This window comes from Herbaspirillum sp. GW103, from assembly GCF_000261365.1.
In the GTDB taxonomy this organism is placed as follows: Bacteria; Pseudomonadota; Gammaproteobacteria; order Burkholderiales; family Burkholderiaceae_D; genus Herbaspirillum.
Map to the genome: position 1 here is coordinate 758683 of NZ_AJVC01000004.1, position 26225 is coordinate 784907.

The 26225-nt window shown below is 61.8% G+C and carries 27 protein-coding genes and 1 pseudogene; 5 read left to right on the forward strand and 23 right to left on the reverse strand.

Annotated elements, in window-relative coordinates; all coding sequences use genetic code 11:
• Nucleotides 1-8: 8 nt before the first annotated feature.
• The 3 genes from GWL_RS15500 to GWL_RS15510 form a co-directional block, all read right to left on the reverse strand.
• On the reverse strand, nucleotides 9-2183 hold the full coding sequence (locus GWL_RS15500) for a methyl-accepting chemotaxis protein (RefSeq protein WP_008331886.1): 2175 nt from the start codon (nucleotides 2181-2183) through the stop codon (nucleotides 9-11).
• A 104-nt stretch (nucleotides 2184-2287) separates the two neighbouring features.
• Nucleotides 2288-2872, reverse strand: coding sequence for a chemotaxis protein CheW (locus GWL_RS15505; RefSeq protein WP_008331889.1), 585 nt, complete (start codon nucleotides 2870-2872; stop codon nucleotides 2288-2290).
• A gap of 463 nt (nucleotides 2873-3335) precedes the next feature.
• Nucleotides 3336-3488, reverse strand: a complete 153-nt coding sequence (locus tag GWL_RS15510; RefSeq protein WP_006461975.1) for a rubredoxin — start codon at nucleotides 3486-3488, stop codon at nucleotides 3336-3338.
• Nucleotides 3489-3586: 98 nt separating this feature from the next.
• Between GWL_RS15510 and GWL_RS15515 the strand changes: the two genes are divergently transcribed.
• Nucleotides 3587-4435, forward strand: coding sequence for a hydroxymethylpyrimidine/phosphomethylpyrimidine kinase (locus GWL_RS15515; RefSeq protein ID WP_008331894.1), 849 nt, complete (start codon nucleotides 3587-3589; stop codon nucleotides 4433-4435).
• A 36-nt stretch (nucleotides 4436-4471) separates the two neighbouring features.
• On the forward strand, nucleotides 4472-5755 hold the full coding sequence (gene hemL / locus GWL_RS15520; RefSeq protein ID WP_008331896.1) for a glutamate-1-semialdehyde 2,1-aminomutase: 1284 nt from the start codon (nucleotides 4472-4474) through the stop codon (nucleotides 5753-5755).
• Between the two features lie 164 nt (nucleotides 5756-5919).
• Here the strand turns inward: hemL and erpA are convergent, their stop codons facing one another.
• The 6 genes from erpA to rplM form a co-directional block, all read right to left on the reverse strand.
• Nucleotides 5920-6285 (reverse strand): iron-sulfur cluster insertion protein ErpA, encoded by a 366-nt coding sequence (gene erpA, locus GWL_RS15525; RefSeq protein WP_008331898.1) that lies wholly within the window; start codon nucleotides 6283-6285, stop codon nucleotides 5920-5922.
• Between the two features lie 73 nt (nucleotides 6286-6358).
• Entirely contained in the window at nucleotides 6359-6754 is a 396-nt protein-coding gene (locus GWL_RS15530) for a polymer-forming cytoskeletal protein (RefSeq protein ID WP_008331899.1), read from the reverse strand.
• Between the two features lie 9 nt (nucleotides 6755-6763).
• Complete coding sequence (locus tag GWL_RS15535; protein ID WP_008331900.1) at nucleotides 6764-7477, reverse strand: DUF6776 family protein; 714 nt, start codon at nucleotides 7475-7477, stop codon at nucleotides 6764-6766.
• 23 nt (nucleotides 7478-7500) lie between these two features.
• Nucleotides 7501-8538 carry an N-acetyl-gamma-glutamyl-phosphate reductase gene (argC, locus tag GWL_RS15540; protein WP_008331901.1) on the reverse strand — a complete coding sequence of 346 codons (1038 nt, stop codon included), beginning with the start codon at nucleotides 8536-8538 and terminating at the stop codon, nucleotides 7501-7503.
• Nucleotides 8539-8831: 293 nt separating this feature from the next.
• Nucleotides 8832-9224: a 30S ribosomal protein S9 gene (gene rpsI / locus GWL_RS15545; protein WP_006461968.1), complete on the reverse strand. Its 393-nt coding sequence runs from the start codon at nucleotides 9222-9224 to the stop codon at nucleotides 8832-8834.
• 9 nt (nucleotides 9225-9233) lie between these two features.
• The gene (gene rplM / locus GWL_RS15550; RefSeq protein WP_006461967.1) at nucleotides 9234-9662 is read right to left on the reverse strand and encodes a 50S ribosomal protein L13; all 429 of its coding nucleotides are present in this window, start codon (nucleotides 9660-9662) and stop codon (nucleotides 9234-9236) included.
• Nucleotides 9663-10305: 643 nt separating this feature from the next.
• Between rplM and GWL_RS15555 the strand changes: the two genes are divergently transcribed.
• Nucleotides 10306-10764, forward strand: coding sequence for an OsmC family protein (locus GWL_RS15555; protein ID WP_034350979.1), 459 nt, complete (start codon nucleotides 10306-10308; stop codon nucleotides 10762-10764).
• 80 nt (nucleotides 10765-10844) lie between these two features.
• Here GWL_RS15555 and coq7 read toward each other — a convergent pair whose 3' ends face one another.
• The 9 genes from coq7 to GWL_RS15600 form a co-directional block, all read right to left on the reverse strand.
• On the reverse strand, nucleotides 10845-11471 hold the full coding sequence (coq7, locus tag GWL_RS15560) for a 2-polyprenyl-3-methyl-6-methoxy-1,4-benzoquinone monooxygenase (protein ID WP_008331904.1): 627 nt from the start codon (nucleotides 11469-11471) through the stop codon (nucleotides 10845-10847).
• Between the two features lie 100 nt (nucleotides 11472-11571).
• Nucleotides 11572-12606, reverse strand: a complete 1035-nt coding sequence (gene pyrC / locus GWL_RS15565; RefSeq protein ID WP_008331906.1) for a dihydroorotase — start codon at nucleotides 12604-12606, stop codon at nucleotides 11572-11574.
• Between the two features lie 225 nt (nucleotides 12607-12831).
• Nucleotides 12832-13560 (reverse strand): amino acid ABC transporter ATP-binding protein, encoded by a 729-nt coding sequence (locus GWL_RS15570; RefSeq protein WP_008331909.1) that lies wholly within the window; start codon nucleotides 13558-13560, stop codon nucleotides 12832-12834.
• A gap of 82 nt (nucleotides 13561-13642) precedes the next feature.
• A complete protein-coding gene (locus GWL_RS15575; protein WP_008331911.1) occupies nucleotides 13643-14338 on the reverse strand; it encodes an amino acid ABC transporter permease in 696 nt (231 codons plus the stop codon).
• A 3-nt stretch (nucleotides 14339-14341) separates the two neighbouring features.
• The gene (locus tag GWL_RS15580; RefSeq protein ID WP_008331912.1) at nucleotides 14342-15091 is read right to left on the reverse strand and encodes an amino acid ABC transporter permease; all 750 of its coding nucleotides are present in this window, start codon (nucleotides 15089-15091) and stop codon (nucleotides 14342-14344) included.
• Between the two features lie 187 nt (nucleotides 15092-15278).
• Nucleotides 15279-16226 (reverse strand): amino acid ABC transporter substrate-binding protein, encoded by a 948-nt coding sequence (locus tag GWL_RS15585; protein ID WP_034350981.1) that lies wholly within the window; start codon nucleotides 16224-16226, stop codon nucleotides 15279-15281.
• 926 nt (nucleotides 16227-17152) lie between these two features.
• The gene (locus GWL_RS15590; RefSeq protein WP_008331915.1) at nucleotides 17153-18445 is read right to left on the reverse strand and encodes a Glu/Leu/Phe/Val dehydrogenase; all 1293 of its coding nucleotides are present in this window, start codon (nucleotides 18443-18445) and stop codon (nucleotides 17153-17155) included.
• 328 nt (nucleotides 18446-18773) lie between these two features.
• Complete coding sequence (locus GWL_RS15595) at nucleotides 18774-19814, reverse strand: LysR family transcriptional regulator (RefSeq protein ID WP_008331917.1); 1041 nt, start codon at nucleotides 19812-19814, stop codon at nucleotides 18774-18776.
• Between the two features lie 87 nt (nucleotides 19815-19901).
• On the reverse strand, nucleotides 19902-21806 hold the full coding sequence (locus tag GWL_RS15600; protein ID WP_008331919.1) for an ABC transporter ATP-binding protein/permease: 1905 nt from the start codon (nucleotides 21804-21806) through the stop codon (nucleotides 19902-19904).
• A 159-nt stretch (nucleotides 21807-21965) separates the two neighbouring features.
• Between GWL_RS15600 and GWL_RS15605 the strand changes: the two genes are divergently transcribed.
• Together GWL_RS15605 and GWL_RS15610 are read left to right on the forward strand one after the other, a co-directional pair.
• Nucleotides 21966-22400, forward strand: a complete 435-nt coding sequence (locus GWL_RS15605) for an acyl-CoA thioesterase (protein ID WP_008331921.1) — start codon at nucleotides 21966-21968, stop codon at nucleotides 22398-22400.
• 113 nt (nucleotides 22401-22513) lie between these two features.
• On the forward strand, nucleotides 22514-23464 hold the full coding sequence (locus GWL_RS15610; protein ID WP_008331923.1) for a 2-hydroxyacid dehydrogenase: 951 nt from the start codon (nucleotides 22514-22516) through the stop codon (nucleotides 23462-23464).
• Nucleotides 23465-23609: 145 nt separating this feature from the next.
• On the opposite strand, the gene GWL_RS15615 is transcribed toward GWL_RS15610, so the two are convergent.
• The 5 genes and pseudogenes from GWL_RS15615 to GWL_RS15630 form a co-directional block, all read right to left on the reverse strand.
• The gene (locus GWL_RS15615) at nucleotides 23610-23972 is read right to left on the reverse strand and encodes a DUF1851 domain-containing protein (RefSeq protein ID WP_008331924.1); all 363 of its coding nucleotides are present in this window, start codon (nucleotides 23970-23972) and stop codon (nucleotides 23610-23612) included.
• Between the two features lie 39 nt (nucleotides 23973-24011).
• Nucleotides 24012-24062 (reverse strand): annotated as a pseudogene (locus GWL_RS24115) (hypothetical protein); the annotation flags it as partial.
• On the reverse strand, nucleotides 24049-24672 hold the full coding sequence (locus GWL_RS15620) for a GAD-like domain-containing protein (RefSeq protein WP_034350984.1): 624 nt from the start codon (nucleotides 24670-24672) through the stop codon (nucleotides 24049-24051). The pseudogene GWL_RS24115 and the gene GWL_RS15620, both read right to left, overlap by 14 nt.
• Entirely contained in the window at nucleotides 24669-25121 is a 453-nt protein-coding gene (locus GWL_RS22770) for a polymorphic toxin type 15 domain-containing protein (RefSeq protein ID WP_050978127.1), read from the reverse strand. Before GWL_RS22770 ends, GWL_RS15620 begins: the two co-directional genes overlap by 4 nt.
• Nucleotides 25114-26214, reverse strand: a complete 1101-nt coding sequence (locus tag GWL_RS15630) for a DUF2169 domain-containing protein (RefSeq protein ID WP_008331926.1) — start codon at nucleotides 26212-26214, stop codon at nucleotides 25114-25116. The genes GWL_RS22770 and GWL_RS15630 overlap by 8 nt, the downstream gene beginning before the upstream one ends.
• Nucleotides 26215-26225 lie beyond the last annotated feature (11 nt).

Sequence of the window (26225 nt, forward strand, 5' to 3'; positions counted from 1 at the left end):
AATCGGGGTCAAGTCACCTTGATGCGGAAGCGCGAGACCGAGCTTTCCAGCTGGCGGGCGGCATCCCACAATTCTTCATACAGCGTGGACACCTGCTCGCGGCTCTGCTCGATGATGTCGTTCTCGCGCAGGATGCCCTGGATCTGCTGGGCCACGCCATTGGCCGACACCGCCTGCCCGCGGGTGGATACGGCCATGCCCTGGATCAGTTCGGCCAGGCGCTTGGAGACGCTGCGGATATCGGCCAGGGCACTGCCGGCTGCATCCGACAGCACGGCACCATCAGTGACGCCGGTGGTGGATTTTTCCATCGCCACCACGACGTCGCGGGTATCGGCCTGGATCATCCTGACCAGCGCGCCGATTTCGCGCGTGGCGGCACTGGAGCGCTCGGCCAGGTGCTGCACTTCCTCGGCCACCACCGAGAAGCCGCGCCCGGCCTCGCCTGCCGAGGCGGCCTGGATGGCGGCATTGAGCGCGAGCACATTGGTGCGCTCGGTAATGTCGGAAATGAGCTCGGTGATCTCCCCGATCATCTGCGACGAGGCTCCCAAGCGCTTGATGCGCTCGGAGGTCTCGCGGATCTGCTCTCCGATGCCGTCCATGGCCTTGACCGCATCTTCCACCGCGCGCGCGCCACGCTCGGCCACCACCACGGCGTGGCGGGCGACATCGGCGGATTCGTCGGCCGAGACCGAGATACCGGTGATGTGATTGGACATTTCCAGCATGGCCTGGGCGATGCGCTGGATGCGCCGCGCCTGGGCCCGCGCGGCGGCGCCCAGCTCGGTGGTGGTGCCGCGCACATGTTCGGAACTGTGCGCCACCTTGGCGGCCATCTGCGTGACCTGCTCGACCAGACCGCGCAGGGCTTCGACGGTGTAGTTGACGGAGTCGGCGATGGCTCCGGTGACATCATCCGATACCGTGGTATGCACCGTCAGGTCGCCATCGGCCACGCGCTGCAGCTCGGTCATCAGGCGCAGCACGGCAGCCTGGGTCAGGTGGTTGGCGCGCATGGCCTTTTCTTCTTCCTGCTGGGCCAGCTGACGCTGCAGCTCGGCCTCCTGGCGCCGCAGCTCGGCGGCGGCGGCGTTGTTGCGGCTGCTCTGCAACTGCACCAGGGCAATCCCGATGGCACTCAAGAGTGCCAGCGCCATCGCGCAGAGCACCGCCCAGAAGGTCCAGGAACGCGCTTTCAGGGCCACCCGGTAGGCTTCCTGCAGGTCGGTCAGATGGCGCTTGAGGGTCTCGTTTTCAGTGAAGACCAACTGCTCGGAACGCTTGGCCGCGATGAAATTCTGCAGATTGCCCAGAATGCCGGTGACCTGCGGCTGGTAATCGCCGAAGACCCGCGTGAGGTCCTGCAGCTTGGTACGCAGGTCGGGATCGCTGGCAGCCCGCAGGCGCAGCATGTCGTTGCCCTCCAGCAGACTCTTGAGCAGATCGCCGAAGGCGGTGATGTCCTTGCCGAGCATGAAGGCGGTTTCGGCGTTGACGCCATCGGAGGTGAGGAACTCATTGGAGCTGCGACCCAGGCGCAGGGTCAGCATCACCAGCTGGCTGGCAGCGGTCATCTCGCGCGTGGTCGGGCGGCCCTGGGACTGCAGCATGGCGATCTGCTCGCTCAGGTCCAGCATGACCGGCAGCAGTTCGTTGAGCCGCTTCAGGGTAGTGCCGAACCCGGTCAGTTCCCTTTCCATGCCGAGGATGGTCTCGGCCGCCAGGTCGGTACGGCGCCACAGACGTGCCACGTTCTCCAGCGCCGGCTTGAGGGCAGGATCAGGCAGGCCGATATTTTGTCCCTGGTAGGGCCCGCCGCTGCTGAGCAACAGCAGCCCGCGATTGAATTCGAGACGGCTCTGCGCCAGTTGCACAAAGGCCTGTGGATTGCCCTGTATGGCATTGGGCACGGCCTTGCCGATGCGCTGGGAGTGCATCACCAGGTCCGATGCCAGATTGGTCTGCAGGGTGGCCAGCAGATACAGGCGCGCTCCCAGCCACATGAACAGGCACAGCGCGGCCAGCGACAGCGCCAGCACGCCCAGCAGCACCCGGGTCTGGGTGCGCAGTGAATAACGATGCAGCCAGGGCAGGCGCAGACCGCTGCCAGGCGGCACGGCAGGCCGCCTGGCAGCGGCCACGGCATTCTTTTTCGACAGAGACGGCAAGGTCGGTTCCATGGCCGGTGTTCCTATTCCCTCTTGGCAGATCTCGAAGATCTTTCGGATTTCTCAGGTATTTCAGGTATTCGTATTGCCCGCACTGCTGATCCGGCGACCCGCTGCTAGCGGCCGATCTGCAGGAACCGGCTATCCTGGATCAACTGCGACAGGTCCAATTCATCCCATTGCTGACCACTGTTGTCTTTATAACGTCCGTTGATGCCCGGTAACGCGATTTCCGTCTCGAAGTTTTTCGATATTCGCGTCATTTCTGTGATGTCTCGCAAGCCCAGGACGCGTGAGAGCAGCAAAGCGCAATGGGGCGCCAGGCCATCGGCCAGCAGCAAGGCATGACTACCGCGCCCGATTTCCTGCAATGCGGCCTCGGCCAGTCCCATGAGGTCAGCCAGGCCGATGAGACTGCCGCGGATGTTGAGCAGACCGAGAAACCACGCCTGCGTGGCCGGGACGGGCGTGACGGGCAGGCCGGCCAGCGGGACGATCTCGCCGGCCTGGGCCAGCGGTATCAGATAGTGCTGCTCGCCCATGGCCACCGCCAGGCGGCGTGAGCGCATGCTTTCATTGTCGGACGCGGCCATGCGCGTGATCAGCGAGGCCTGGAACTGCTCCAGCCCCTCGCGCTCCTGCAGGCCGGGCGAGTCGCAGACGGGGGCTGCATCGATGACGAAATCCTTGGTGTGTGGCATACCAGCCTCATGTGACAGTTGGAAAAGGCCATGTCATCCGGCACGCCCGGCATGGGCGATGCGCACGCGCGCCATACCGCTCCGGCGGCGCGATGGCGTGGCTGGACTCAATGACAAGACCGTTGGGGGAGGTTGCCTCACGGCGGACGGGCGGACATCTGTGCGTCCTGTTTCCGGTCACGCAGGCAAAGCTGGTACTGGAGGAGATTTTACCCAGAAAAGTTCACCGTTTTTCCAGCGGGCAAAGGGCCTGCACCACCAGGCAGAAAAAATGATGGGAAAACGAGACGAACCCGTGAGATTGGGAGAGTTTGATCCACATCAAATCCCGCCCAGCAGGAAAAAAGAGCGGGTGTACGGCGCCTCTTCGGGTGAAGGAGACGCCGCCAGCGCAGCGCCAGGAGCCTGGCGCCGGTGCGCGTTGCCGAAACCGTCGGCGGCGGTCATTGCGTTCAGGCGGCGATCAGATCGCCACCATCTCGAAATCTTCCTTGCGGGCGCCACATTCCGGGCAGGTCCAGTTGATGGGGACGTCGTCCCAGCGGGTGCCTGGGGCGATGCCTTCTTCGGGCAGGCCTGCTTCTTCGTCGTAGATCCAACCACAGATCAGGCACATCCAGGTTTTGAATTCGGTTTGGCTGCTATTCGTCACGGCTGACTATCCCTAAAATCAATCAAGTAAAATGCTAAGTCAGCTATCTTAATCTACTCGACGTGCAAAACCAAACTCCTCCCCTCATCCTCAGCTTCGGCGCCGCCGATCCGGTCGGCGCCACGGGCGTGCAGGCCGATCTCGCCACTTTCGCCGCCATGGGCTGCCACGGTTTGTCGGTGGTGACGGCTTTGCTCATCGGCGACACCGCCCGCGTCGAAGACGTGCAGGTGGTCGACGTGGACTGGGTCGCCGACCAGGCCCGCGTGATCCTCGAAGACATGGCCGTGGCCGCCTTCAAGGTGGGCGCCCTGGGCAGTATCGAGAACATCTCGGTGATTGCCGAGATCGTCTCCGACTACCCCGACGTTCCGCTGATCCTGGACCCGTTCATCAGCGCCCTGGCCAATCAGGAGGACGAGGATGACCGCCTGATTGCCATCCGCGAACTGCTGATCCCGCAGGCCACCGTGCTGATCTGCTCGGCCGGCGAGCTTACCCGCCTGGCCGAGACCTGGCGCGAACCGGTGCCGGGCGATGCGCTCGAACTGGACGCCATGCACATCATCGAGATGGGCTGCGAATACCTGCTGGTGACCAATACCCAGACCGACCTGCAGGAAGTGGCCAATTCGCTCTTCGACGAATCCGGCCTGGTGCGCCAGGATGCCTGGCCGCGCCTGCCCGGCTCCTTCGTCGGTGCCGGCAGCACGCTCTCGGGCGCCATGGCGGCCATGCTGGCCAATGACCTGGAAGTGCCGCTGGCAGCCTCCGAGGCGCAGGAGTTCACCCTGGCCGCGCTGGCCAATGCCCAGCGAATCGGCATGGGCAAGCTGCTGCCCGACCGCTATTTCTGGGCGCGCGAATCGGAGGATCCCGCCGATCTGGACGCGCCGCCCTCCATCAACTGATCTGATCCACGAATCCGGACTCGACTCCGCAAGCTCATGACCAAGACCAATGCAACCCTGTTCGCCCGCGCCCAGCAAAGTACGCCGGGCGGCGTCAACTCCCCGGTACGTGCCTTCCGCTCGGTAGGCGGCACCCCGCGCTTCATCGAACGCGCCGAAGGCCCCTGGTTCTGGGATGCCGAAGGCCAGCGCTACATCGACTACATCGGCTCCTGGGGCCCGGCCATCGTCGGCCACGCCCATCCGGAAGTGGTCAAGGCGGTGCAACTGGCGGCCGCGCGCGGCCTGTCCTTTGGCGCGCCGACGGAGGCCGAGATCGAGATGGCCGAGGAAATCATCAAGCTGGTCTCCTCCATCGAACAGATCCGCCTGGTCTCCTCCGGCACCGAAGCCACCATGAGCGCGCTGCGCCTGGCCCGTGGTGCCACCGGTCGCGACAAGATCATCAAGTTCGAAGGCTGCTATCACGGCCACGCCGATTCCCTGCTGGTCAAGGCCGGCAGCGGCTTGCTGACCTTCGGCAATCCGACCTCGGCCGGGGTGCCGGAAGATTTTGCCAAGCACACCCTGGTGCTGGACTACAACAATGCCCAGCAGCTGGAAGAAGCCTTCAAGACTGCCGGCAACGAGATCGCCTGCGTGATCGTGGAGCCGGTGGCCGGCAACATGAACCTGGTGCGGGCCACCGACGAATTCCTGCGCACCATGCGCCGCCTGTGCACCGAATACGGCGCCATCCTGATCTTCGATGAAGTGATGTCCGGTTTCCGCGTGGCCCGTGGCGGCGCCCAGGAATTGAATGGCATCGTCCCCGACCTGACGGCGCTGGGCAAGGTGATCGGCGGCGGCCTGCCGGTGGCGGCCTTCGGCGGTCGTGCCGAGGTGATGAAGCATCTGGCGCCGCTGGGCGGGGTCTATCAGGCAGGCACGCTGTCGGGCAACCCGGTCACCGTGGCGGCCGGCATGGCGACCCTGAAGATCATCCAGCAGCCCGACTTCTACGAACTCCTGGCAGCACAGACCCGCAAGCTGACCGATGGCCTGAGCGCGGCGGCCAAGGCGGCTGGTGTGCGTTTTGCCGCCGATGCGATTGGCGGCATGTTCGGCCTGTACTTCGATACCAAGGTGCCGACCAGCTATGCCGAGGTGATGCAGGGCGACAAGGAGCGCTTCAACCGCTTCTTCCACAAGATGCTGGATGCGGGCGTGTACTTTGCACCGTCGGCCTTCGAGGCTGGCTTCGTATCGGCCCAGCACAGCGATGCCATCATCGAGGAAACCATCGCCGCTGCGGCAAAAGCCTTCACTGAATTGGGGTAAGGCGAACAAGGGCTTTTGCGGCGTCCAGGAACAGACGTCGGAAAGGCCCGCCGGACGGTGGCCGCAGGCCGATATGAAGATTCAAGACATGAAAAAAGGACGCCGAGGCGTCCTTTTTCTTCATCTCCCCGCAAACCAGCATGGTACGGGGAGTCTGGCGGCACTTACACCGAGAAGGAAGAGCCGCAACCGCAAGTGGTCGTGGCGTTCGGATTCTTGATGACGAATTGCGCGCCTTCCAGGTCGTCCTTGTAGTCGATCTCGGCGCCCACCAGATACTGGTAGCTCATCGAGTCGATCAACAGCTGGACGCCGTTCTTGCTCATGGTGGTGTCGTCTTCGTTGACGATTTCATCGAAGGTGAAACCGTACTGGAAACCCGAGCAACCACCGCCCTGCACGAAGACGCGCAGTTTCAGGTCGGGATTGCCTTCTTCCTCGATCAGCTGGGCCACCTTGGCGGCTGCGCTGTCGCTGAAGTTGATCGGGGCGGGCATGTCGGTTTGTTGCAGTTCGGCTACGGCATTCATTTCGGGCTCCTGCTGGGCTTGAGGCGGATCAATACATTAGATCGATAAAGCCATTATAAGCGCTTGCGGATTTTCATGCTTCCGACGATACGGCCAGCTTCAGCATGGGCGTCTCCGCCTGCTGGTCATGGCTGAGCTTGCCCGACACCAGGGCCCCGCCGTGCATCTCCAGGGCCTTGTAGAAGACGTTGCCGGTAATGCGAGCCTTGGGCTGCAGCTCCAGCAGTTCGGTGGAGTGGACGTCACCAATGATCTCGCCATTGACGATCAGATGCGCCGCACGCACCTCGCCGATCACCTTGGCGTGTTCCGAGATGACCAGCACGCTGGGCTGACCGCTCTCGGCATTGATATTGCCGGTAATGGTGCCGTCAATGCGCAGGCCGCCCTTGAAACCGACGTCGCCCGTGATGCTGGTGGACATGCCGATGAGGCTGTCGATCGTGCTCTTGGTCTTGCGTGTAAACATGGAATCACCTCACAGATCTACCGACTGCTGGGCACGCACCTGGCCGCGGTCGAGAACTCGGACCGCCACCGATTTAACGATGGCGCCCTCGGGAATGGTCAGCAGGCCTTCGACCCGCTGATAGTACTTGAATGCGAGCCGGTAGCGCGCCTGGTCAGTGGCATTGCTCTCCGGAAAGTTGATGGTAACACCTTTGCCGCCCTGCACCATATTGACACTAAGCTGTAGGTTTCCTGCAAACTGTTGCGTTCCCCCACCACCCTGCATGACCAGCACGCGATAGCGTACCTGGTTGGGCGCCGCCTGTTCGGCCTTGAAGCGCTGGATGGTGATGCCGGGCGCGCCCAGGTTGGTGGGCAGCAGGCTGTCGAAGAAAGCCAGGTCTTCCTTCTGACGGTTGTTTTCCGCCTCCAGGTTCTTGACCTGGGTCGCCAGGGTGGCCTGCGCCGTCTGGGCAATCTTCAATTCATTTTGCGACGCGTTGGCGGCGGATTGCAAGCGCTCATTTTCGGCGCTCAACTTCTTGACCTGCTCGCTCAACTGCTCGATCTGCTCGCTGGCATCGCCGGCATCGGCCTGCAGGCCCGGCAGGTTGTTGCGGCCGAGCTGGTAGGTCCAGACCGCCGCCGCCGCACCCACGCCCACCACGGCAGCCCACAGAAGGATCATCAGCGGCCAGGGCAGGTGCCGCTTGATGGTCATCTTCGGCGCTGAAATCGTCATGCGCCGACGCCACAAGCGGTACTTCACGGCAGGACCGGGACCTGCTGCAGGCCGGTGGTTTCTTCCAGCCCGAACATCAGGTTCATGCACTGCACGGCCTGACCGGAAGCGCCCTTGACCAGGTTGTCCTGGACCACCAGCACCACCACGGTATCGCCATTGTCCGGACGATGCACGGCCAGGCGCAGCATGTTGGAGGCGCGCGTGGTGCGGGTCTCGGGATGCGAACCGAAGGGCAGCACATCGACGAAGGGCTCATCCTTGTAAGCCTCCTCGAACAGGGCCTGCAGGGCGGCGTTGTCGATGTCCTTGTTCAGACGCGCGTAGAGGGTGGAGTGCATGCCACGGATCATCGGCACCAGGTGCGGAGTGAACAGCAGGCCCACCTTGTCACTGGTCAGGTGCGAGAGGCGTTCGATGGTTTCGGGCGAGTGGCGATGGCCGGAGACGCCATAGGCCTTGAAGTTGTCGGAAGCTTCCGAGAACAGCAGGCTCAGTTCAGCCTTGCGGCCAGCGCCGGAAACGCCGGACTTGCAGTCGGCGATCAGGTGCGAGGCATCGATCACGCCGGCCTTCAAGAGCGGGGCAAAGCCCAGCTGCATGGTGGTCGGATAGCAACCCGGGTTGCCCACCACGCGCGCCTTGCGGATGGCTTCGCGGTTCAGTTCGGGCAGGCCGTAGGCGGCTTCCTTCAACAGGTCTGTGCAGCTGTGCGGCAGCTTGTACCACTTCTCGAAGGCGGCCACGTCCTGCATGCGGAAGTCGGCAGCAAGGTCGATCACCTTCACACCGGCGGCCACCAGTTCCGGGGCCTGGGCCATGGCCACGCCGTGCGGGGTGGCGAAGAAAACCACGTCACAGTCGGTCAGGCGCGCCTTGTCGGGCGAAGAGAAGGCCACGTCCACGCGGCCGCGCAGGGAAGGATACATCTCGGCCACCGGCATGCCGTCTTCCTTGCGCGAGGTCACGGCTTCCACCCGGGCCTGGGGGTGCGTGGCAAAAATACGCAGCAATTCGACACCGGTGTAACCGGTTCCGCCAACGATACCTACCTTGATCATGTCTGTTCCTTGCGAAAAAAAGCGAAGAAATACGCCGTGGCGGATGAGCGCTGCAGGTACGCGCATCGACTGCATCGACCCCATCGCGACATCACACGCCGGAAAGCTTTCAATTCTAGCAGGAGAATATTTCCCCCTGATTTCCCATTGGGAAGTTATTTCCGTAAATAGCCGGAATACTCGTCACAATGCGAGACGCGCTGTCGGTACCGCCCCTTGCGGCAAAGCAGGCAGGCAAGAAAGCAAAAAGCCGTCGGCAGCATGCCGACGGCTTTCCGTAATGCAGGAAACGATTAACGCTTCGAGAATTGCTTTGCGCGACGTGCCTTGCGCAGACCAACCTTCTTACGTTCGACTTCACGCGCGTCACGGGTGACGAAGCCTGCGTTGGACAGAGCCGACTTCAGGCCTGCATCGTAATCGATCAGAGCGCGGGTGATGCCGTGGCGAACAGCGCCGGCCTGGCCGGACTCGCCGCCACCGTGGACGTTCACCTTGATGTCGAAACGTTCGACGTTGCCGGTCAGTTCCAGCGGCTGACGGATCACCATCAGGCCGGTTTCGCGGGAGAAGTATTCAGCGGCGGGCTTGCCATTGACGATGATGTTGCCCGAACCTGCCTTGATGAAAACACGCGCCACTGCACTCTTGCGACGGCCGGTTCCGTAATTGTAGTTACCGATCATGTCTGTTCCTTAGAGGGCGAGGGGTTTCGGTTGCTGGGCCGAGTGCGGATGGTTGCCATCTGCATAGACCTTCAGCTTCTTGATCATGGCGTAGCCCAGCGGACCCTTGGGCAGCATGCCCTTGACGGCCTTCTCCAGCGCACGGCCGGGGAAACGCTGCTGCATCTTCAGGAAGTTGGTTTCGTAGATGCCGCCCGGATAACCGCTGTGGCGGAAATAGGTCTTTTCAGTGGCCTTGGTGCCGGTCACGCGCAGCTTGCCTGCGTTGACGACGACGATGAAGTCACCGGTATCGACGTGCGGAGTGAATTCGGGTTTGTGCTTGCCGCGCAGTCGGAGTGCCACTTCGCTGGCAACACGTCCGAGGACCAAGTCCGTCGCGTCAATCACGAACCACTCGCGCTGAACCTCATGGGCTTTAGCGGAAAAGGTCTTCATGTTTGACTTTCTCTATCAGTATATAAACGCTCAAATGGCGGTTCCGCTCATGCGGGCCAGCCGGCCGATGCCTGCTGTCCTTGCTGCTTCGCTTTGCGGACTCATCCTTCTATCTTCCCGAGCGCATGGGAAAGCCGGCAAGTATAGCCTTTTCAAGGACTTAGCGTCAAAAGGTTTCGCGGGATTGTGGCGGCGATCCGGCAATTTTCCCGGGTTTTATCGCGGGAAGGCGGCATTTCGTTGCCGCCGGAGCAACTTTGCATCGTGCTTTGACCGAGTTTGCCGGAAAAAAGACAAAAAAAACCCGGACACTGAGGTTCCGGGTTTAATCCACACCAATGAGGAGGGTGGAGGAGACATCGTTACGTGCTGCAAAAACTTCCGTTGAATTCAATATAGCAAAGCGGTTTGTGCGACGCAATAACGCGCAGCGAATAAATTTGTAACTGTCTGCAAGCGGCATCACTACTGAGTTACAAGTTGCCGAAAGCGCAGTGGAAATGCGATAGATGAATAATAATTCGACAATTTTTCCGCAGCGCAAAAATCATGAAGCTTCACATGCCCTCCCCTGCACTGGCTGCGGGCGCGCGCATCAAAAGCTACAATACGCAGCTTCATGGAACCGATTGGGACGATACAGATGGAATGCACAGTACGTTGGACCGGCTTGTCCGGCATGACCTTCACGGCGGAAACCGGTTCGGGCCACCTGCTGACGATGGATGGCGCGCCCGATGGCGGCGGCCGCAACCTGGCGCCGCGTCCGATGGAAGTGGTGCTGGCCGGCACCGGCGGCTGCACCGCCTATGACGTGGTGGTGATCCTGCGCAAGAGCGGCCAGGACGTGCGCGGCTGCGACGTGACCCTGAAGTCGGAACGTGCCGAGACCGATCCCAAGGTCTTCACCAAGATTCATTTCCACTTTACCGTGCGTGGCCGCAACCTGAAGACCAATGTGGTCGAGCGCGCCATCAAGCTGTCCCACGACAAGTACTGCTCGGCCTCGATCATGCTGGAGAAGACGGCCGAGATCACGCACTCCTTCGAGATCATCGACGACCTGACCGATACCTCCTCGGCGGCCGCCCAGCAGCAGTAAGGTCCGGTATTGGATGCAGCAAGAAAAAAAGCGGCCGGGGCCGCTTTTTTCATGTCCGCCACGCCTGTGGCGATCCGATATCAGATCCGGTAAGCCACCGTGGTCATGACCTTGGCCATGGCCTTCATCATCCCGCGCACCGGAGCCGGCACTTCGGCCGCGCCCAGATCACGTGCGGCCTGGCCGTGTTCGATTTCATCCAGGCGCATCTGGTCGACGATGGCGCGCGAGCGGTTGTCCTGGGCCGGCAGCTTGTCCAGGTGGCCCAGCAGGTGGTGCTCGACCTGGCGTTCGGTCTCGGAGACGAAGCCCAGGTTGCGCGCATCCCCCAGCCGTGCCGCAATACTGCCCAGTACATAGGCCCCGCCATACCACAGCGGATTGAGCAGACTGGTATGTGAACCCAGCTCACGCAGGCGTTCGGCAGTCCAGGCCAGGTGATCCTCTTCCTCAATGCCTGCGCGCCGGAAGGCTTGCTTGATATCCTCGGTCTGGGCAAACCGGCCCTGGGCATCGTAGAGCGCCTGGGCACAGACCTCCCCGACGTTGTTGACCCGCATCAGCCCGGCCGCGTGGCGCTTCTCGGCCTCGTTCATGACACCGTCCGGCAGGCCGCGCCCCGGGTTGGGACGGCTCTCGAACACCACGCCGTTGATCACGCGCAGTGCCTTGTCGAAATCGGTAATCAGTTCATCGACGAATTGCATACAGCTCGCCTTTCTTTCGTTGTGATGGACAGCCCGGCCCTTGCAGTCGGAAGCCGGGGACGAAGCAACACGGCTGATCCGCGAAGCAGACCAGACTCTGTCAGACCATCTTCCAGTGGATCTGTTCGCCCGCCGACAGCGGCACCACGGTGGCCTCGCCCATGGGCAGCTCGGCCGGGATGGCCCAGGTCTCGCGCTTCAGGGTGACGGTGCCGGTGTTGCGCGGCAGGTTGTAGAAGTCCGGACCGTTGAAGCTGGCGAAGGCCTCGAACTTGTCCAGCGCACCGGCGCTGTCGAAGGCCTGGGCATACAGCTCCAGCGCGTGCAGCGCGGTGTAGCAGCCGGCACAGCCACAGGCGTGCTCCTTGGCGCCCTTGGCATGCGGCGCCGAATCGGTGCCGAGGAAGAACTTGTCATTGCCCGAGGTCGCTGCCGCCACCAGTGCCTTGCGATGGGTCTCGCGCTTCAAGACCGGCAGGCAGTAGTAGTGCGGACGAATGCCGCCCTTGAAGATCTCGTTGCGGTTGAACAGGAGGTGGTGCGCGGTGATGGTGGCCGCCGTCGGGCCCTCACCGGCCAGTACGTAGTCGGCCGCTTCCTTGGTGGTGATGTGCTCGAAGACCACCTTCAGTTCCGGCATGGCCTGACGCAGCGGCTTCATGATGCGCTCGATGAAGACGGCTTCGCGGTCGAACAGGTCGATCTCGGGGTCGGTCACTTCACCGTGGACCAGGAAGGGCATGCCCACTTCCTGCAGTACTTCCAGGGTCTTGTAGCACTTGGAGAGATCGGTCACGCCGGCATCCGAATTGGTGGTGGCGCCGGCCGGATAGAGCTTCACGGCCTTGACGAAGCCGCTTTCCTTGGCACGGCGGATTTCCTCGGGCGGGGTATTGTCGGTCAGGTAGAGCACCATCAGCGGCTCGAAGTCCATGCCGGCGGGCAAGGCCGCCAGGATGCGATCGCGATACGCACCGGCTTGCGCGGTGGTGGTCACCGGCGGCTTCAGGTTGGGCATGACGATGGCGCGGGCGAACTGGCGTGCGGTATGCGGCAGCACGTCCTGCATGGTGGCGCCGTCGCGCAGGTGCAGGTGCCAGTCGTCCGGGCGGGTGATGGTCAATACGTTGCTCATTGCGATGCTCTTTCGGTCTTGGAGTGGGGGTCAGTCTCAATGTCTGGCAAGGCATCCCGGCGGATGCGGGCTGTGGAGAGCCAGCCGCGATGTCTTCAAGGGCGACATTCTACCGTAGCCGTCAAGCACCCCGGGAGCAAGCCCTGACCCGCTTTTGACCTGGCACAAACGACAAGGGCCGCCCCGTTGCCGGAGCGGCCCTTGCATTGACTCAGGCTAGAGCGATCAGTGGGTGATGATCTTGGCCAGGAAGTCACGTGCGCGTTCCGAGCGCGGCGAAGCGAAGAACTCGTCCTTGGCGCAATCTTCCACCACCAGGCCCTTGTCCATGAAGACCACGCGGTTGGCGACCTTGCGGGCAAAGCCCATTTCGTGGGTCACGACCATCATGGTCATGCCTTCCTGGGCCAGGCCGACCATGACGTCCAGCACTTCATTGATCATTTCCGGGTCCAGCGCCGAGGTCGGTTCATCGAACAGCATGGCGATCGGGTCCATCGACAGTGCGCGGGCAATCGCCACGCGCTGCTGCTGGCCGCCGGAGAGCTGGCCGGGGAACTTGTCCTTGTGTGCCAGCAGGCCCACGCGGTCCAGGTACTTCAGACCCTTTTCGGTAGCCTCTTCCTTGGAACGACCCAGCACCTTGATCTGGCCGATGGTCAGGTTCTCGCGGATGGAGAGGTGCGGGAACAGCTCGAAATTCTGAAACACCATGCCGATGCGCGCGCGCAGCTTGGACAGGTTGGTCTTGGGGTCGCCCACCGAGACACCATCGACCGTGATGGTGCCCTTCTGGAACGGCTCCAGGCCGTTGACGGTCTTGATCAGCGTGGACTTGCCCGAACCGGACGGGCCGCACACCACCACCACATCGCCCTTCTTGACGGAGGTCGAGCAGTCGGTCAGGACCTGGAAGCTGCCGTACCACTTGCTGACGTTGTTGAGTTCAATCATTGGATTCTCCTGGATTTCTGAATTCTGGATTCACTGGCCGCCACCTGGCGCAACAGCGCACGGGCGGCGGCCGTCAAAGGCATTAGCGGATGATGGCGATCTTCTTCTGGAAGCGCTTCACCAAGGCCGACAGGCTGAAGCTGAGGATGAAGTAGACCACGGCCACGAACAGATACATTTCCACCAGACGGCCATCACGCTGCGCGATCTTGGAGGCGCTGGTGACGAAGTCGGGCACCGAACCCAGCACGTAGACCAGCGACACGTCCTGGAACAGCACGATGGTTTGCGTGAGCAGAATCGGGGTCATGTTGCGGAAGGCCTGCGGCAGCACCACGTTGCCCATCATCTGCCAGTAGTTCATGCCGATGGCATAGCCGGCGAACACCTGACCACGCGGGATGGACTGGATACCCGAACGCATGATCTCGCAGTAATACGCCGCCTCGAACAGGATGAAGGTGATCAGGGCCGATTCGAAGGCGCCGACCTGGATAGGCTCGGAGGCACCGATGATCCAGGCGCCGATGAAAGGCACCAGGAAGTAGAACCAGAAGATCACCAGCACCAGCGGAATGGAGCGGATCAGGTTGACGTAGGTCGTGGCGACGAATGACAGCGGCTTGTTGGACGACAGGCGCATCATGGCCAGCAGCGTCCCCAGGATGATCCCGCCCAGCATGGCCGAGAAGGTCAGGATGAGCGTGAACTTCAGGCCGGTCGTGAACAGGTAGACCCAGGAACGCTGGATGACGTCGAAATCGAAATTGCTGAACATGGATCAATGCCCTCCTGCGCTGGTGCTGCCGCCGGTGATATAGCCGGGAACGGCGGTGACTTTTTCCAGCAGACGCGCCAGGAACAGCGCGATGACCGAAATGATCACGTAGATGATGGTGGCGCCAGTGAGGGCCTCGAAGGTCTGGAAGGTGAATTCGCGCATCGAGTAGGTCGCCGCGGTCAGTTCCACCAGACCGATGGTCAGCGCCACCGAGCTGTTCTTGATGATGGCGGCAAATTCGTTGGTCAGCGCCGGAATGATGATGCGGAAAGCCATCGGCAACAGCACATAGCGGTAGGTCTGCGTGGGCGTCAGGCCCAGTGCGGCGCCGGCCATGCGCTGGCCGCGCGGCAGCGCCTGGATGCCGGTGGTCACCTGCACGGCCACACGGGAGGAAGTGAAGAAGCCCAGGGCCAGGGTCGCGGTCACGAAGGACGCATCCGGCAGGCTCTTGATCCAGTCACCGAGGCCCTTGGGCAGCAGTTCCGGTATCACGAAATACCACAGGAACATCTGCACCAGCAGCGGGATGTTGCGGAACAGTTCCACGTAGCCGTTGGCAATGCGCACGACCCAGGGCTTGGTGGTGGTACGCAGGGTACCGAAGATGGTGCCCAGGACCAGTGCCATGATCCAGGCGCAGGCGGCCGTGGCCAGGGTCCATTTCAGACCCGCCAGCAGCGTATCGATGTAGGGGATGCCATCGGGAGACATCTCCCAGAAGATTCCCCAATTCCAGTTGTAATGCATAAATGGCCTCGTCTGTGTTCGAAGTCTGTGTTCTCGGGCGCGGTCACCAGGCAAATGCCGCGCCGCTTCTTGTTGGGTCAGCACCGGCGCCACCCCTGCCTTGCTGCCGGGCAAGCGGGGCAGCTCCGGCTAAACAAAACGGGGGACAGGCCCCCGTTTCATCCAATTGCACGAAGCAATGTGCTGATTACTTCTTCTTGCCCATGTTCTTCTGCGCTTCCGGCACGACAGCGTAGGCAGCCGGATCGTAGGAGTCCGTCGGCTTGGCCAGCACGGCCTGCAGCTGCGGGCTCATCGGCACGTTCAGGTTGACACCCTTGGGCGGGATCGGCGACTGGAACCACTTGGCGTAGATCTTCTTGATGTCGTCACCCTTGTAGACCACGGTCAGCGCATCGTCCACGACCTTCTTGAACTCCTTGTCACCCTTGGGCAGGATCAGGCCGTACGGCTCGACCGACAGGGCTTCCGAGGACACCTGGTAGTCGCCCGGCGCCTTGGAGTTGGCAGCCAGCGAGGACAGCAGGATGTCGTCCATCACGAAGGCAGCGGCACGGCCGGTTTCCACCATCAGGAAGGCTTCGGCGTGGTCCTTGGCAGCCAGGATGTTCATGCCCAGGTTGCGTTCGGCGTTCAGCGCAGTAATCTGCTTCAGGTTGGAAGTGCCGGAGGTCGACACGATGGTCTTGCCCTTGAGGTCATCCAGCGTCTTCAGGTTGGCCGACTTCTTGGACAGGAACTTGTTGGCGGTCACGAACTCGGTCATCGAGAAGGCCACCTGGTTCCAGCGCTCCTGGTTGTTGGTCGCGGAGTCGCAGGAAATGTCGGTGGTACCGTTGGCGATGAGCGGAATGCGGGTGGCCGACGTCACGGGCACCATCTTGATGTTCAGCGAGGTCAGGCCCAGCTTCTTCTGGATCGCGGTCGCGGCCTTCAGGCACAGGTCGATCGAGTAGCCCTGGTAGGACTGCTTGTCGTCCAGATAGGAGAAGGGGATCGACGAATCGCGCACACCCAGCGTCAGGGTACCCGAGTCCTTGATCTTCTTCAGACGGCCGGTGAATTCCTCAGCATGCACCGAGCTCATCAGTACGCTTGCCCCAACCAAAACCCCTGCTAGCTTCAATAACTTCATTGTGTGACCTCCTGGAAAAATTTTTTACGTAACGTATCAAATGACCCGCTGGCGGATCCGCTTGCGCGGAGCCCGACATCGGGCTGGCCGGCCGTATTGACGAACCTGTTATTGTTCTCTGCCGTGTCGCCTATTCTGTGTGCTAACACAGTTCTTTGCCAGCTTTGTTTGATGCACCACTGGTGACGTCTTGCAACGACCACCCCCTCGGTGATCCACAGGCTGGCAAATTACCCAAGCGCAACTGGCGGCGGGCGCATTGTACGACATATGCCGCCCGGTCAGGCAATCCGCAAAAACCCTCATGGCCGCAACACCACGATCCGATGCGCTGAGGACGGCTTCGCACCACGCAGGAAGCGCTGGCCCAGCCACAGACGCCACGACAGCACCCCCGTTCCGGTCAGCAATATCCATGCCAGAAACCAACTGCGCAGGCCACACGCGAGCGTGCAGGCGCAGCCGACGACACGGTCTGTCGAGGCGACGGGCAAGGGCTTCGAGAGAATCCGGAAGTGGCAGCGCCAAGCCCGTGTGGAGGCGGCTTGCGAGGCGATATGAAGAAAAGTGCAAGGAAGCAGCGAGCGCAGCGTCCTGGGGACGAATGCGAGTGCGGCAGGGGTGAAGGGATCTGTCAAAAACACGTCGCCTGGTCCACAGTGCAAGGTCGGCCGGCACGCCCTGCGAGGCAGACGCCGAACCGGACGCACATGCGGCAGCGCCCGGCATGTCGATGCCGGGTCCCGTACTGAAGATATTGCGCCGCAAGGCTGGTTGGCCTGCGGTGCGCATGCGCACTGCAACCACGTCTCCTCCGAACCAGAGTGTTCTGGAATCATGGCCGACGATCTGTGGCGCACTGCGCCGCCGTCTTGGGCCGTGGTGGTCCGGTGCTCGCCGGACCGATCTTTCAAGGCATCACTGCATCACGGATACAGACCACGCATCTCGCGCGCCTGCAGCACGCGGGTACAGGCCACGATGAAGGCCGCCGTACGCAGCGACACCTTCTTCTCTTCGGCCAGCTGCCAGACGGCGGCAAAGGCTTCGCGCATGATGCGGGTCAGGCGCAGGTTGATTTCGTCTTCGGTCCAGAAGAAGCTGGAGAAGTCCTGCACCCATTCGAAGTAGCTCACCGTCACGCCACCGGCGTTGGCAATCACGTCGGGCACGATCAGCACGCCCTTGTCGCGCAGGATGTCGTCGGCAGCCGGCGTGGTCGGGCCGTTGGCGCCTTCCAGGATGATCTTGGCCTTGATCTGATTGGCGTTGGCTTCGGTGATCTGCTGTTCCAGTGCGGCAGGCACCAGAATGTCGCAGTCGACCGACCAGAATTGGGCACGATCGGTGATCTCGTCCGCACCAGGGAAACCCTTGACGCTGCCATTGCTGGCGACGTACGCCTGCAGTGCCGGCACGTCCAGGCCAGCGGCGTTGAAGACCGTGGTCACGTGATCCTGCACGGCCACCACCTTGGCGCCGGCTTCAGCGAACAGGCGTGCAGCGATGCCGCCGACGTTGCCGAAACCTTGCACCGCGACCTTGGCATCCTTGATGTCCATGCCGCGCTTGACAGCGGCTTCGCAACCGACCACGAAGACGCCGCGACCGGTGGCTTCATGACGGCCGAGGCTACCGCCCAGCGAGATGGGCTTGCCGGTAACCACGCCCGAAGAGGTGCTGCCCTGATTCATGGAATAGGTATCCATCATCCAGGCCATGATCTGCGAATCGGTGTTGACGTCGGGAGCCGGAATGTCCTTGTTGGGGCCGATGATGATGCCGATTTCGCTGGTATAGCGGCGCGTGACGCGCTGCAGCTCACCACGGGAGAGAGTCTTGGGATCGACGCGGATACCGCCCTTGGCGCCACCATAGGGCACGTTCACGGCGGCATTCTTGACGGTCATCCAGGCCGACAGCGCCATCACTTCGGAGAGCGTCACATCCTGGTGGAAACGCACGCCGCCCTTGCCGGGGCCGCGCGAAGTGTTGTGCTGCACGCGGTAGCCTTCGAAGTGGGCGATGGTGCCATCGTCACGTTCGATGGGGACATCAACCACCAGGATGCGCTTGGGTCGCTTCAGGGTTTCCACCCAGCGCGCCAGCGAGCCCAGGTAGGGCGTCACGCGGTCGATCTGTTCGAGATACACGCCCCACGGACCGATGCCGTGCGGGACGAGATAGGAAGGCACTTCGTGATTAGGTACGTTCGACATGATGCAATCGCTCCTTTGGATAGCCGTGCTGTTCAAGACGAGAGGCCTGCAAATTCCGAAGTTCGCCAGGGCATGTTACTCCGTCGGCAGCGGCCTGCAAGTCGCGCCGGCAGGGCGCGCACCAAGGCGGCGACGGAGGCGCGCCTGCCAGCCCGGCCCTGGTGCGCCAGCTGGAAATTCGTGCCTGTCCGATTCAGCGCCGCCATCGTAGCCAGCCGGCCAAAACAAGGCTAATGCTTTGTGAGCATGTAATTATGCAGCGCCTGCATAACCTTTGGAAACCCTCTATCATAAAGGGATTGCGCCGTTCGAGCCTGTTAATTTTTGATCAGGATTCGCGTTTTTCAGTAGTGCGTACCGACTTTGCGCCCGCAGCCCTTGCGGGGCTGGCGGGAGCCGACCTGGGACGCTCACCACGCTCGCTGCGCCCCGTCTTTTCTTGCCGCTGCGCATCCAGATCCACCAGGTATTCCCACAGCCGCGCCACCAGCGCCTTGCCGGTACGCTGCGCGGTCGGACGTTCACGATAGAGGCGGATTTCCATCTCCACTTCCCACTCCCCGGTCGGACCATCAGTGCGGGCGAGCTGGCGATTGCGCACCTCGCGCACCACCGAGGATTCCGGCAGGAAGGCCACCCCGTGCCCCTCCAGCGCCATCATCTTGAGACTTTCCGACATGTCGGTTTCGTAGTGCTTCATCAGGTGCAGCGGGCGCTTGGTGTCGGCCATCATCAGTTCCACCATGCGGCCCAGGTAGGCATTGCTGGTGTAGGAAAGAAACGGCACGGGCGCCTTGGCACTGCCCGGAAAGACGTAATCCGGCTTGCCATTGCGGTCGCAGCGCGAATACGGACGCAGGGTTTCGGTGCCCATGGTGAGCATGTCGTAGCGGCTGGCATCGAGCTGCACCGGCTGGCGCGGATGGTGATAGCACAGCAGCAGGTCGCAGCCGCCTTCGACGATGGTCATGACGGCATCGTGGACGTTGAGCGCGATCAGGCGGGTATTGATGGAGCCGAACCCCGACTCCAGGGCGCTCAACCACTTGGGCATGTAGGTCAGCGAGAGCGTATGGGGGACGGCGAAGTCGATGGTGGTCTGGGCCGTGGGCCGCTTGCCGCGCAGCAGGGCGCGGGTGTTGTTGATCTGGCCCAGCATGGCCACGGCCTGTTCATAGAAGACTTCGCCGGCGGCCGTCAGGCGCGTGGGATAGGAGGTGCGGTCGATCAGGTCGGTGCCCAGCCAGGCTTCCAGCGACTGGATGCGCCGCGAGAAGGCCGGTTGCGTCACATGCCGCAACTCCGCCGAGCGACTGAAACTGCGCGTCTCCGCCAGGGAGACGAAATCCTCAAGCCATTTGCTTTCCATTGCCCGCCCACTTCCCTTTCCAGGTCGAATGGGCGAATTGTGCCGCTGCGCCCGCGCCGGCGCAAGCTGCACGCGCGTATGGAGGCCTTAGCGCCGTCCGGCCGGCATCAGCACCGTGGGTTCGGCGTCCGGCTCGCCTGCCGGCACGGCGCCCTCGGGTTGCGGCAGCGCCGAACCACCCTCGTCCTCGGCCCCGGCCTGCTGGCGCAGCCACATCTGCGCATACAGACCATTGGCCATCAACAGTCCTGCATGCGTACCGCGTTCGACGATGCGACCGTGATCCATCACCAGGATCTGGTGGGCATTGACGATGGTGGACAGGCGATGCGCAATGACCAGCGTGGTCCGCTCACGGGCGATTTCTTCGAGCTGTTGCTGGATGGCCTGCTCGGCGCGCGAGTCGAGGGCCGAGGTGGCTTCATCGAAGATGAGGATGGCCGGATCCTTGAGCAGGGTGCGGGCAATCGCCACGCGCTGCTTTTCACCGCCCGACAATTTCAGTCCGCGCTCGCCGACCATGCTCGCATAGCCTTCCGGCAGCGATTCGATGAAGTCGTGGATATAGGCCGCCTTGGCCGCCGCCACGATCTGCTCTCGCGTGGCGCCGGGCTTGCCGTAGGCGATGTTGTATTCGATGGTGTCGTTGAACAGCACCGTGTCCTGAGGGACGATGCCGATGGCCTGGCGCAGCGAGGCTTGCGTGACATTGCGCACATCCTGCGCGTCGATACGGATGGCGCCCTGGTCGACGTCGTAGAAGCGATACAGCAGACGCGACAGCGTCGACTTGCCCGAACCGCTGTGGCCGACCACGGCGGTGGTGGTGCCTGCCTGCACCTTGAAATCGACATCGAAGAGGATCTGACGATTGCGCTCGTAGCTGAAGTCCACATGCTCGAAATGCAGTTCCGCACCTTGCGTCCTGAGCGGCTGCGCACCGGGCCGGTCGGCCACTTCGCGGTTTTCTTCCAGCAGCGAGAACAGGCGTTCCATGTCCGCCAGACTCTGCTTGATTTCACGATAGAGCACACCGAGGAAATTGAGCGGAATGTACAACTGGATCATGAAGGCATTGACCAGCACCATGTCCCCCAGAGTCATGCTGCCAGCGATGACACCGGCGATGGCGCGCCACAGGATGAGCGTGACCGCAATGGCGATGATGGCGGACTGCCCGGTATTGAGCAGCGAGAGCGAACTCTGCGATTTCACCGCCGCGCGCTCATAGCGCTGCAGGCCTTCGTCATAGCGGCGCGCTTCGAATTCCTCGTTGCCGAAATACTTCACCGTCTCGTAGTTGAGCAGCGAGTCGATGGCGCGCGTGTTGGCATGCGAATCCAGCTCGTTCATGGTGCGCCGGAAATGGGTGCGCCACTCGGTCACCGTGATGGTGAAGAGGATGTAGAGCACCAGCGCACCGGCCGTGATGAGCGAGAACCAGATGTCGTAATGCGTGCTCAGGTAGGCCAGCACCAGCACGATCTCGATGATGGTGGGCAGGATCGAGAAGAGCGTATAGGACACCAGCGTGGAGACCCCGCGCGTGCCGCGCTCGATGTCGCGCGTCATGCCGCCGGTCTGGCGGTTCAGGTGGAAGCGCAGCGACAGCGCATGCAGATGGCGGAAGACCTGCAGTGCGATGGTGCGCACGGCACGCTGCGTGACGCGGGCAAACATGAGTTCGCGCAATTCGGTGAAGAGGGCCGTGGCCAGCCGAAGCGCGCCGTAGGCCACCAGCAAGCCGAGGGGCAGCACCAGCAAGGCTTGCGGATGGGTCGGCGTGATGGTCATGGCATCGACCAGTCTCTTCAACACCAGCGGCACGCCCACGTTGGCCAGCTTGGCCCCGACCAGGAAGGCCAGCGCCAGCATCACGCGCCACTTGTAGGTCCACAGGTAGGGCAGCAGCGTGCGGACGACTTCCCAGTCGCCACGCTGGCGTTTGATGGGGGCTTGCGATGAGGAGGCGGAATTGGGGTAGCGGCGCATGGGCGGGTCGGGTTGAAAGGGGTCGGGCACGGCAACACAGCAGGAGGGCAACATCCGATACACTAGGCCGTTGCCGCGCCTGCGGGCGCACAGCCGCAAAACCGAATTATAAGAGCCATCCCGGCGCGCCGCCGGACATCACCTGCAAAGGAGCCTTCCATGTCATCCACCGTTTCCCAACTTCCGCCTGGCAAGGCACCGCAGCTGCGCGTCATGCCCATGCCGTCGGATGCCAATGTCTATGGCGACGTCTTCGGCGGCTGGATCATGGCCCAGGTCGACATCGCCGGCTCGCTGCCGGCCACGCGCCGCGCCAACGGGCGAGTGGCCACCATTGCGGTCAATTCCTTCCTGTTCAAGAATCCGGTGTTCGTGGGGGACCTGCTGTCCTTCTATGCCGATATCGTCAAGGTCGGCAATACCTCCATCACCGTCAACGTTGAAGTGTATGCGGAGCGCAATCGCCTGCAGACCGAAATCGTCAAGGTGACCGAAGCCACCCTCACCTACGTGGCCACCGATGAAAACCGCAAGCCGCGCCCGCTACCGCCGCTGGATCCGGTGCGCGAAGCGGGGGCCAGCCCGGCGATCTGAGCGCCGCCCTTCCCCTCCTGCGGGCTTGAAAATTTTTCAGCCCGCGGGGTGCGGCGCAGACGTATCGTTATGCCTCCCTCACTGTCTTCCTCTTCCTCTTCTTCATACTGCCCATGACTTCCTTCAGCCGCCCTGTCGTCCTCATCGTCGCCCGCCTGCCGCAGCACCTGCTGGACTTGCTGCAGCAGAACTTCACCTGCCACAACCTCATCCTCGATCCGCTCACCGATGAAGCGCTCGCTGCCATCGCGCCGCAGGTGCGCGGCATTGCCGCCAATGGCGAAGCCAAGGTCGGGCGCGAGTTCATGGCGCGCTTCCCGGCGCTGGAGATCGTCTCGGTGTTCGGGGTTGGCTATGACGGGGTGGATGTACCGGCCGCCCGCGAGCGCGGCATCCATGTGACCCACACGCCCGACGTGCTCACCGAGGATGTGGCCGACATGGCCATTGCGCTGATGCTGGCCGTGGCGCGCAACGTGGTGCGGGCCGACCGCTTTGCCCGTAGCGGCGAATGGAAGAAGGGGCCCTTCCCCTTCACCACCAAGGTCAGCGGCGCGCGCCTGGGCATCGTCGGCCTGGGCCGCATCGGGCAAGCCATTGCGCAGCGGGCGGCCGCGTTCGACATGCAGATTGCGTATCACAACCGTTCGCGCAAGGACGTGCCCTACACCTATGTGGAAGACATCGTCTCGCTGGCGCGCGAGGTCGATTTCCTGGTGATGATCACGCCGGGTGGTGCCGGGACGCGGGCGCTGGTCAATGCCGAGGTGCTGGAGGCGCTGGGCCCCAAGGGCTTCCTCATCAATGTGGCGCGCGGTTCGGTGGTGGATGAAAAGGCGCTCATCGCGGCGCTGCAGGCCGGGACGATTGCCGGTGCGGGGCTGGACGTGTTCGAGAATGAGCCGAGCATTCCGGCCGAACTGGCCGCGCTGGAGAACGTGGTGCTGACGCCGCACATGGCCAGCGGCACGCTGGTCACCAGGACGGCCATGGCGGAACTGGCGTTCACCAATTTGCAGGCGCATTTTTCTGGCAAGCCGGTGCTGACGCCGGTGCCTGATTGAAGCTTCATACAGGGGAAAAGCCGCTGCCGGAAGGGGTTCACGGACAGCGGCTTTTTTCTGATGGGTTCAGGGCGAGCGGTTTCGGTCCAAGGAGTCTTGCCCTGAGTCATTCCGTACTTGGGTGATGACTTGGGGTGTGCTATCACTACTGCGTGTCTGACTCGTCAAGCCACTCTTCAATGTCGATCCCCGAGAATGGGAATGTCGGCTCGCCGAACATGCGGAGAAGCGTCAGGTGCACATTGGCCTTCACTTTCACCAGATTTTCGAGCAGGAAGCTCCCGCCCAGGACGATGGCGGGCTGGAAACCATATATTTCATGCGGTTCAAGCGGACCTAGTTTGGATCGCGCACGTTCAAAGAGGGGCTGACCATCCTCGTCTTTCAGGTCAAACTGATCCGGCTCAAGGCATGCGAATAACGAACGAATCGAAAAATCCAAGTCTTCCTTGGATTTGGGCTTCAGTTCATTTTCGAAAGCAGAGACGCTATGGAGCACGCAGTTCATCGAAACGCTGCTGCCTGTCTTCTCTCCACACACGTAGAGTTTGCCAAATGCAGACCTCGCAATGACGTGGAAGACGTCAACTCCCTCCAATTCGGTGTCCGCGAATCGTCAGGTGCACATTGGCATTCACTTTCGCCAGATTTTCGAGGAGAATTTTTCCTCCTAGCACGATTGCCGGCTCGAATCCGTAGATTTCGTGCGTTTCGAGTGGGCCTAGTTTGGCTAGAGCGCGTTCGAAGAGCGGCTGTCCACTCTCGTCTTTGATATCAAGCTGGGCGGGCTTACTGTAAGCAAAAAAGAAACGGATCGAAAAATCTAATTCTTCCTTATTTTTTTCCTTCAATCCATTTTGTAGAGCAGAGATCATATTAAGGGCGCAGCGAATCGTGACACTGCACCCGGTATTCTCACCACACAAATAGAGCGTCCCAAATGCAGTCCTTGCAATTACGTGGAACGCGTCAATTTCATCTAGTCCTGTGTCGGCAAGCCATTCATCAACGATATCTTCATAGTCGTCAGGGTCAACTGTACAAAAGAGGCCGTTCGAAAATTCGCACCATCCTTCTTGCTCCCAGTATCTTAATAACTGGTCCGGCAGCTTGCCGCGCCATTTTTCAAGGCTTGCGGGGGGCACCGGGGAGCTCTTGGTAGCCTCGCCAAAGTTGCTAATAAAATATTCAAAGTCTTCGTCTCTCATCTCATTCCCTTGCCGCGGCAAGGCTCCAATTTGACATTCATTTTCTGATTTCCACGGCCGTTATCAATCGCATGTTGGGCTTCACGATCCATCTCCTGCACCCTAGTCAGAGCTTTCTGCCCTGAATTCCGACTTTCAGGCGGCGTGTAAGCCTGATTCCAGCTTGCTCCAATTGACTTATTCACGTCAGCGCGGCCGATGCTACTGGTCTTGTGTTGCATCCAACCTCCGGCGACCATGTCTGGCTCATGCAATGCGGCTAATTTTTTCATTACTTCTTTTGCTTGAACTCTGGCCTGCGTTTCTGCCTCCGCCTGGCTCATACCTCGATTACGCAGGCTCTCGGTCATACCCTTCGATATGTCATCAAGGACCATCTCCCGATGGCTTTCTTGCGCCGCGCCAGCCGCCGGATTCCGATTCATTTTCTTAAACGCATCCCTAGCCATCGCGTGCTGTTGCGGCCCCCGCAGGGCAGAGGTTGGAGAGCGTGATGGTTTCATCGCCATCCAGATGAGGAATGACTTGCTGGTCCGCAGGCGCAGCGTTCCAGTACGCAAAATCAAAATCAGCGGGCAACCCGGGATGCCACCCTTCCAGCCACTGCTGGTCGTAAGTGCCCGCGAGGCGCAGGCGGGGCTGCCAGGCGCGTCCGATAATGCCCAAGCCCACTGGCATGCACGCTTCACCAAAGCGTAACGGGGGCTCATTGCGCGCTTGAATTTGCGGCACGGGTACCCGGGTTGCTTTTGTCGCACGGAGATACCATTCCTCCGCAAAGCCAAGGCCTATCGGATTGTGTTCATGCACCGCATGGGCGATGGCTTGCTGCATATCGCCGTCAGTGGCAGATTCAGGCAACGGCTTGCGCTCTGGAAGTCGATGCTTTTTGTTCACACGTGTGGCCGCCGGGTCGGTTTCAAGAATCTTGTTCTCGCCTCCGTAGGCGTATTCGTAACGTAGTGGCAGCGTCGTGATGGCTTGTGGCGTAGTCAGCTTCCATGCAGGAAGCACAAACAGCGTCAGCGCCCGGAGCAAGGCAGAACGCCTGCGCCATTCGCGTGGACCCGTGACAAGCAGCGTCTTGGACAAAATGAGCGGGCCTTGCCTGGCCTGCTCCGTCAAGCGCGTACACTCTTGCCGCCACTGCGCCATGCGCTCGGGCGAAGCATGCTGCAAGGGATTCAAGCCATGAGGTTCAGGCGGCAACTCGGGCTCGACCGGCGCGCCGTTGATCTTGATGGCGACCTCGAACTCGCGGGCCGCGCGTCCCTGCGGCGCGTGCGCGTCGGCAATGACGATGACGTCGGTATGCGGCTTGTACGGCGCCAGATCCGATTCCTGCCTGACGCTGGAGCAGTTCAGTTCGCCGTAGTACTCGTCGGAGGTGACCAGCGGTGTTTGCTCGGGTGCGAGCAGGAGCTGGCCGTCATCCTGCAATTCAAAAGTCAGTCGCATCGCGACGACGTGAAAGCGCTGGTCATGCTGGTCGAGCGCGTCGAACGCCATCGCCGGATAAGGCGTGAGGTTGCGAAATTCCATGATCAGTGCCC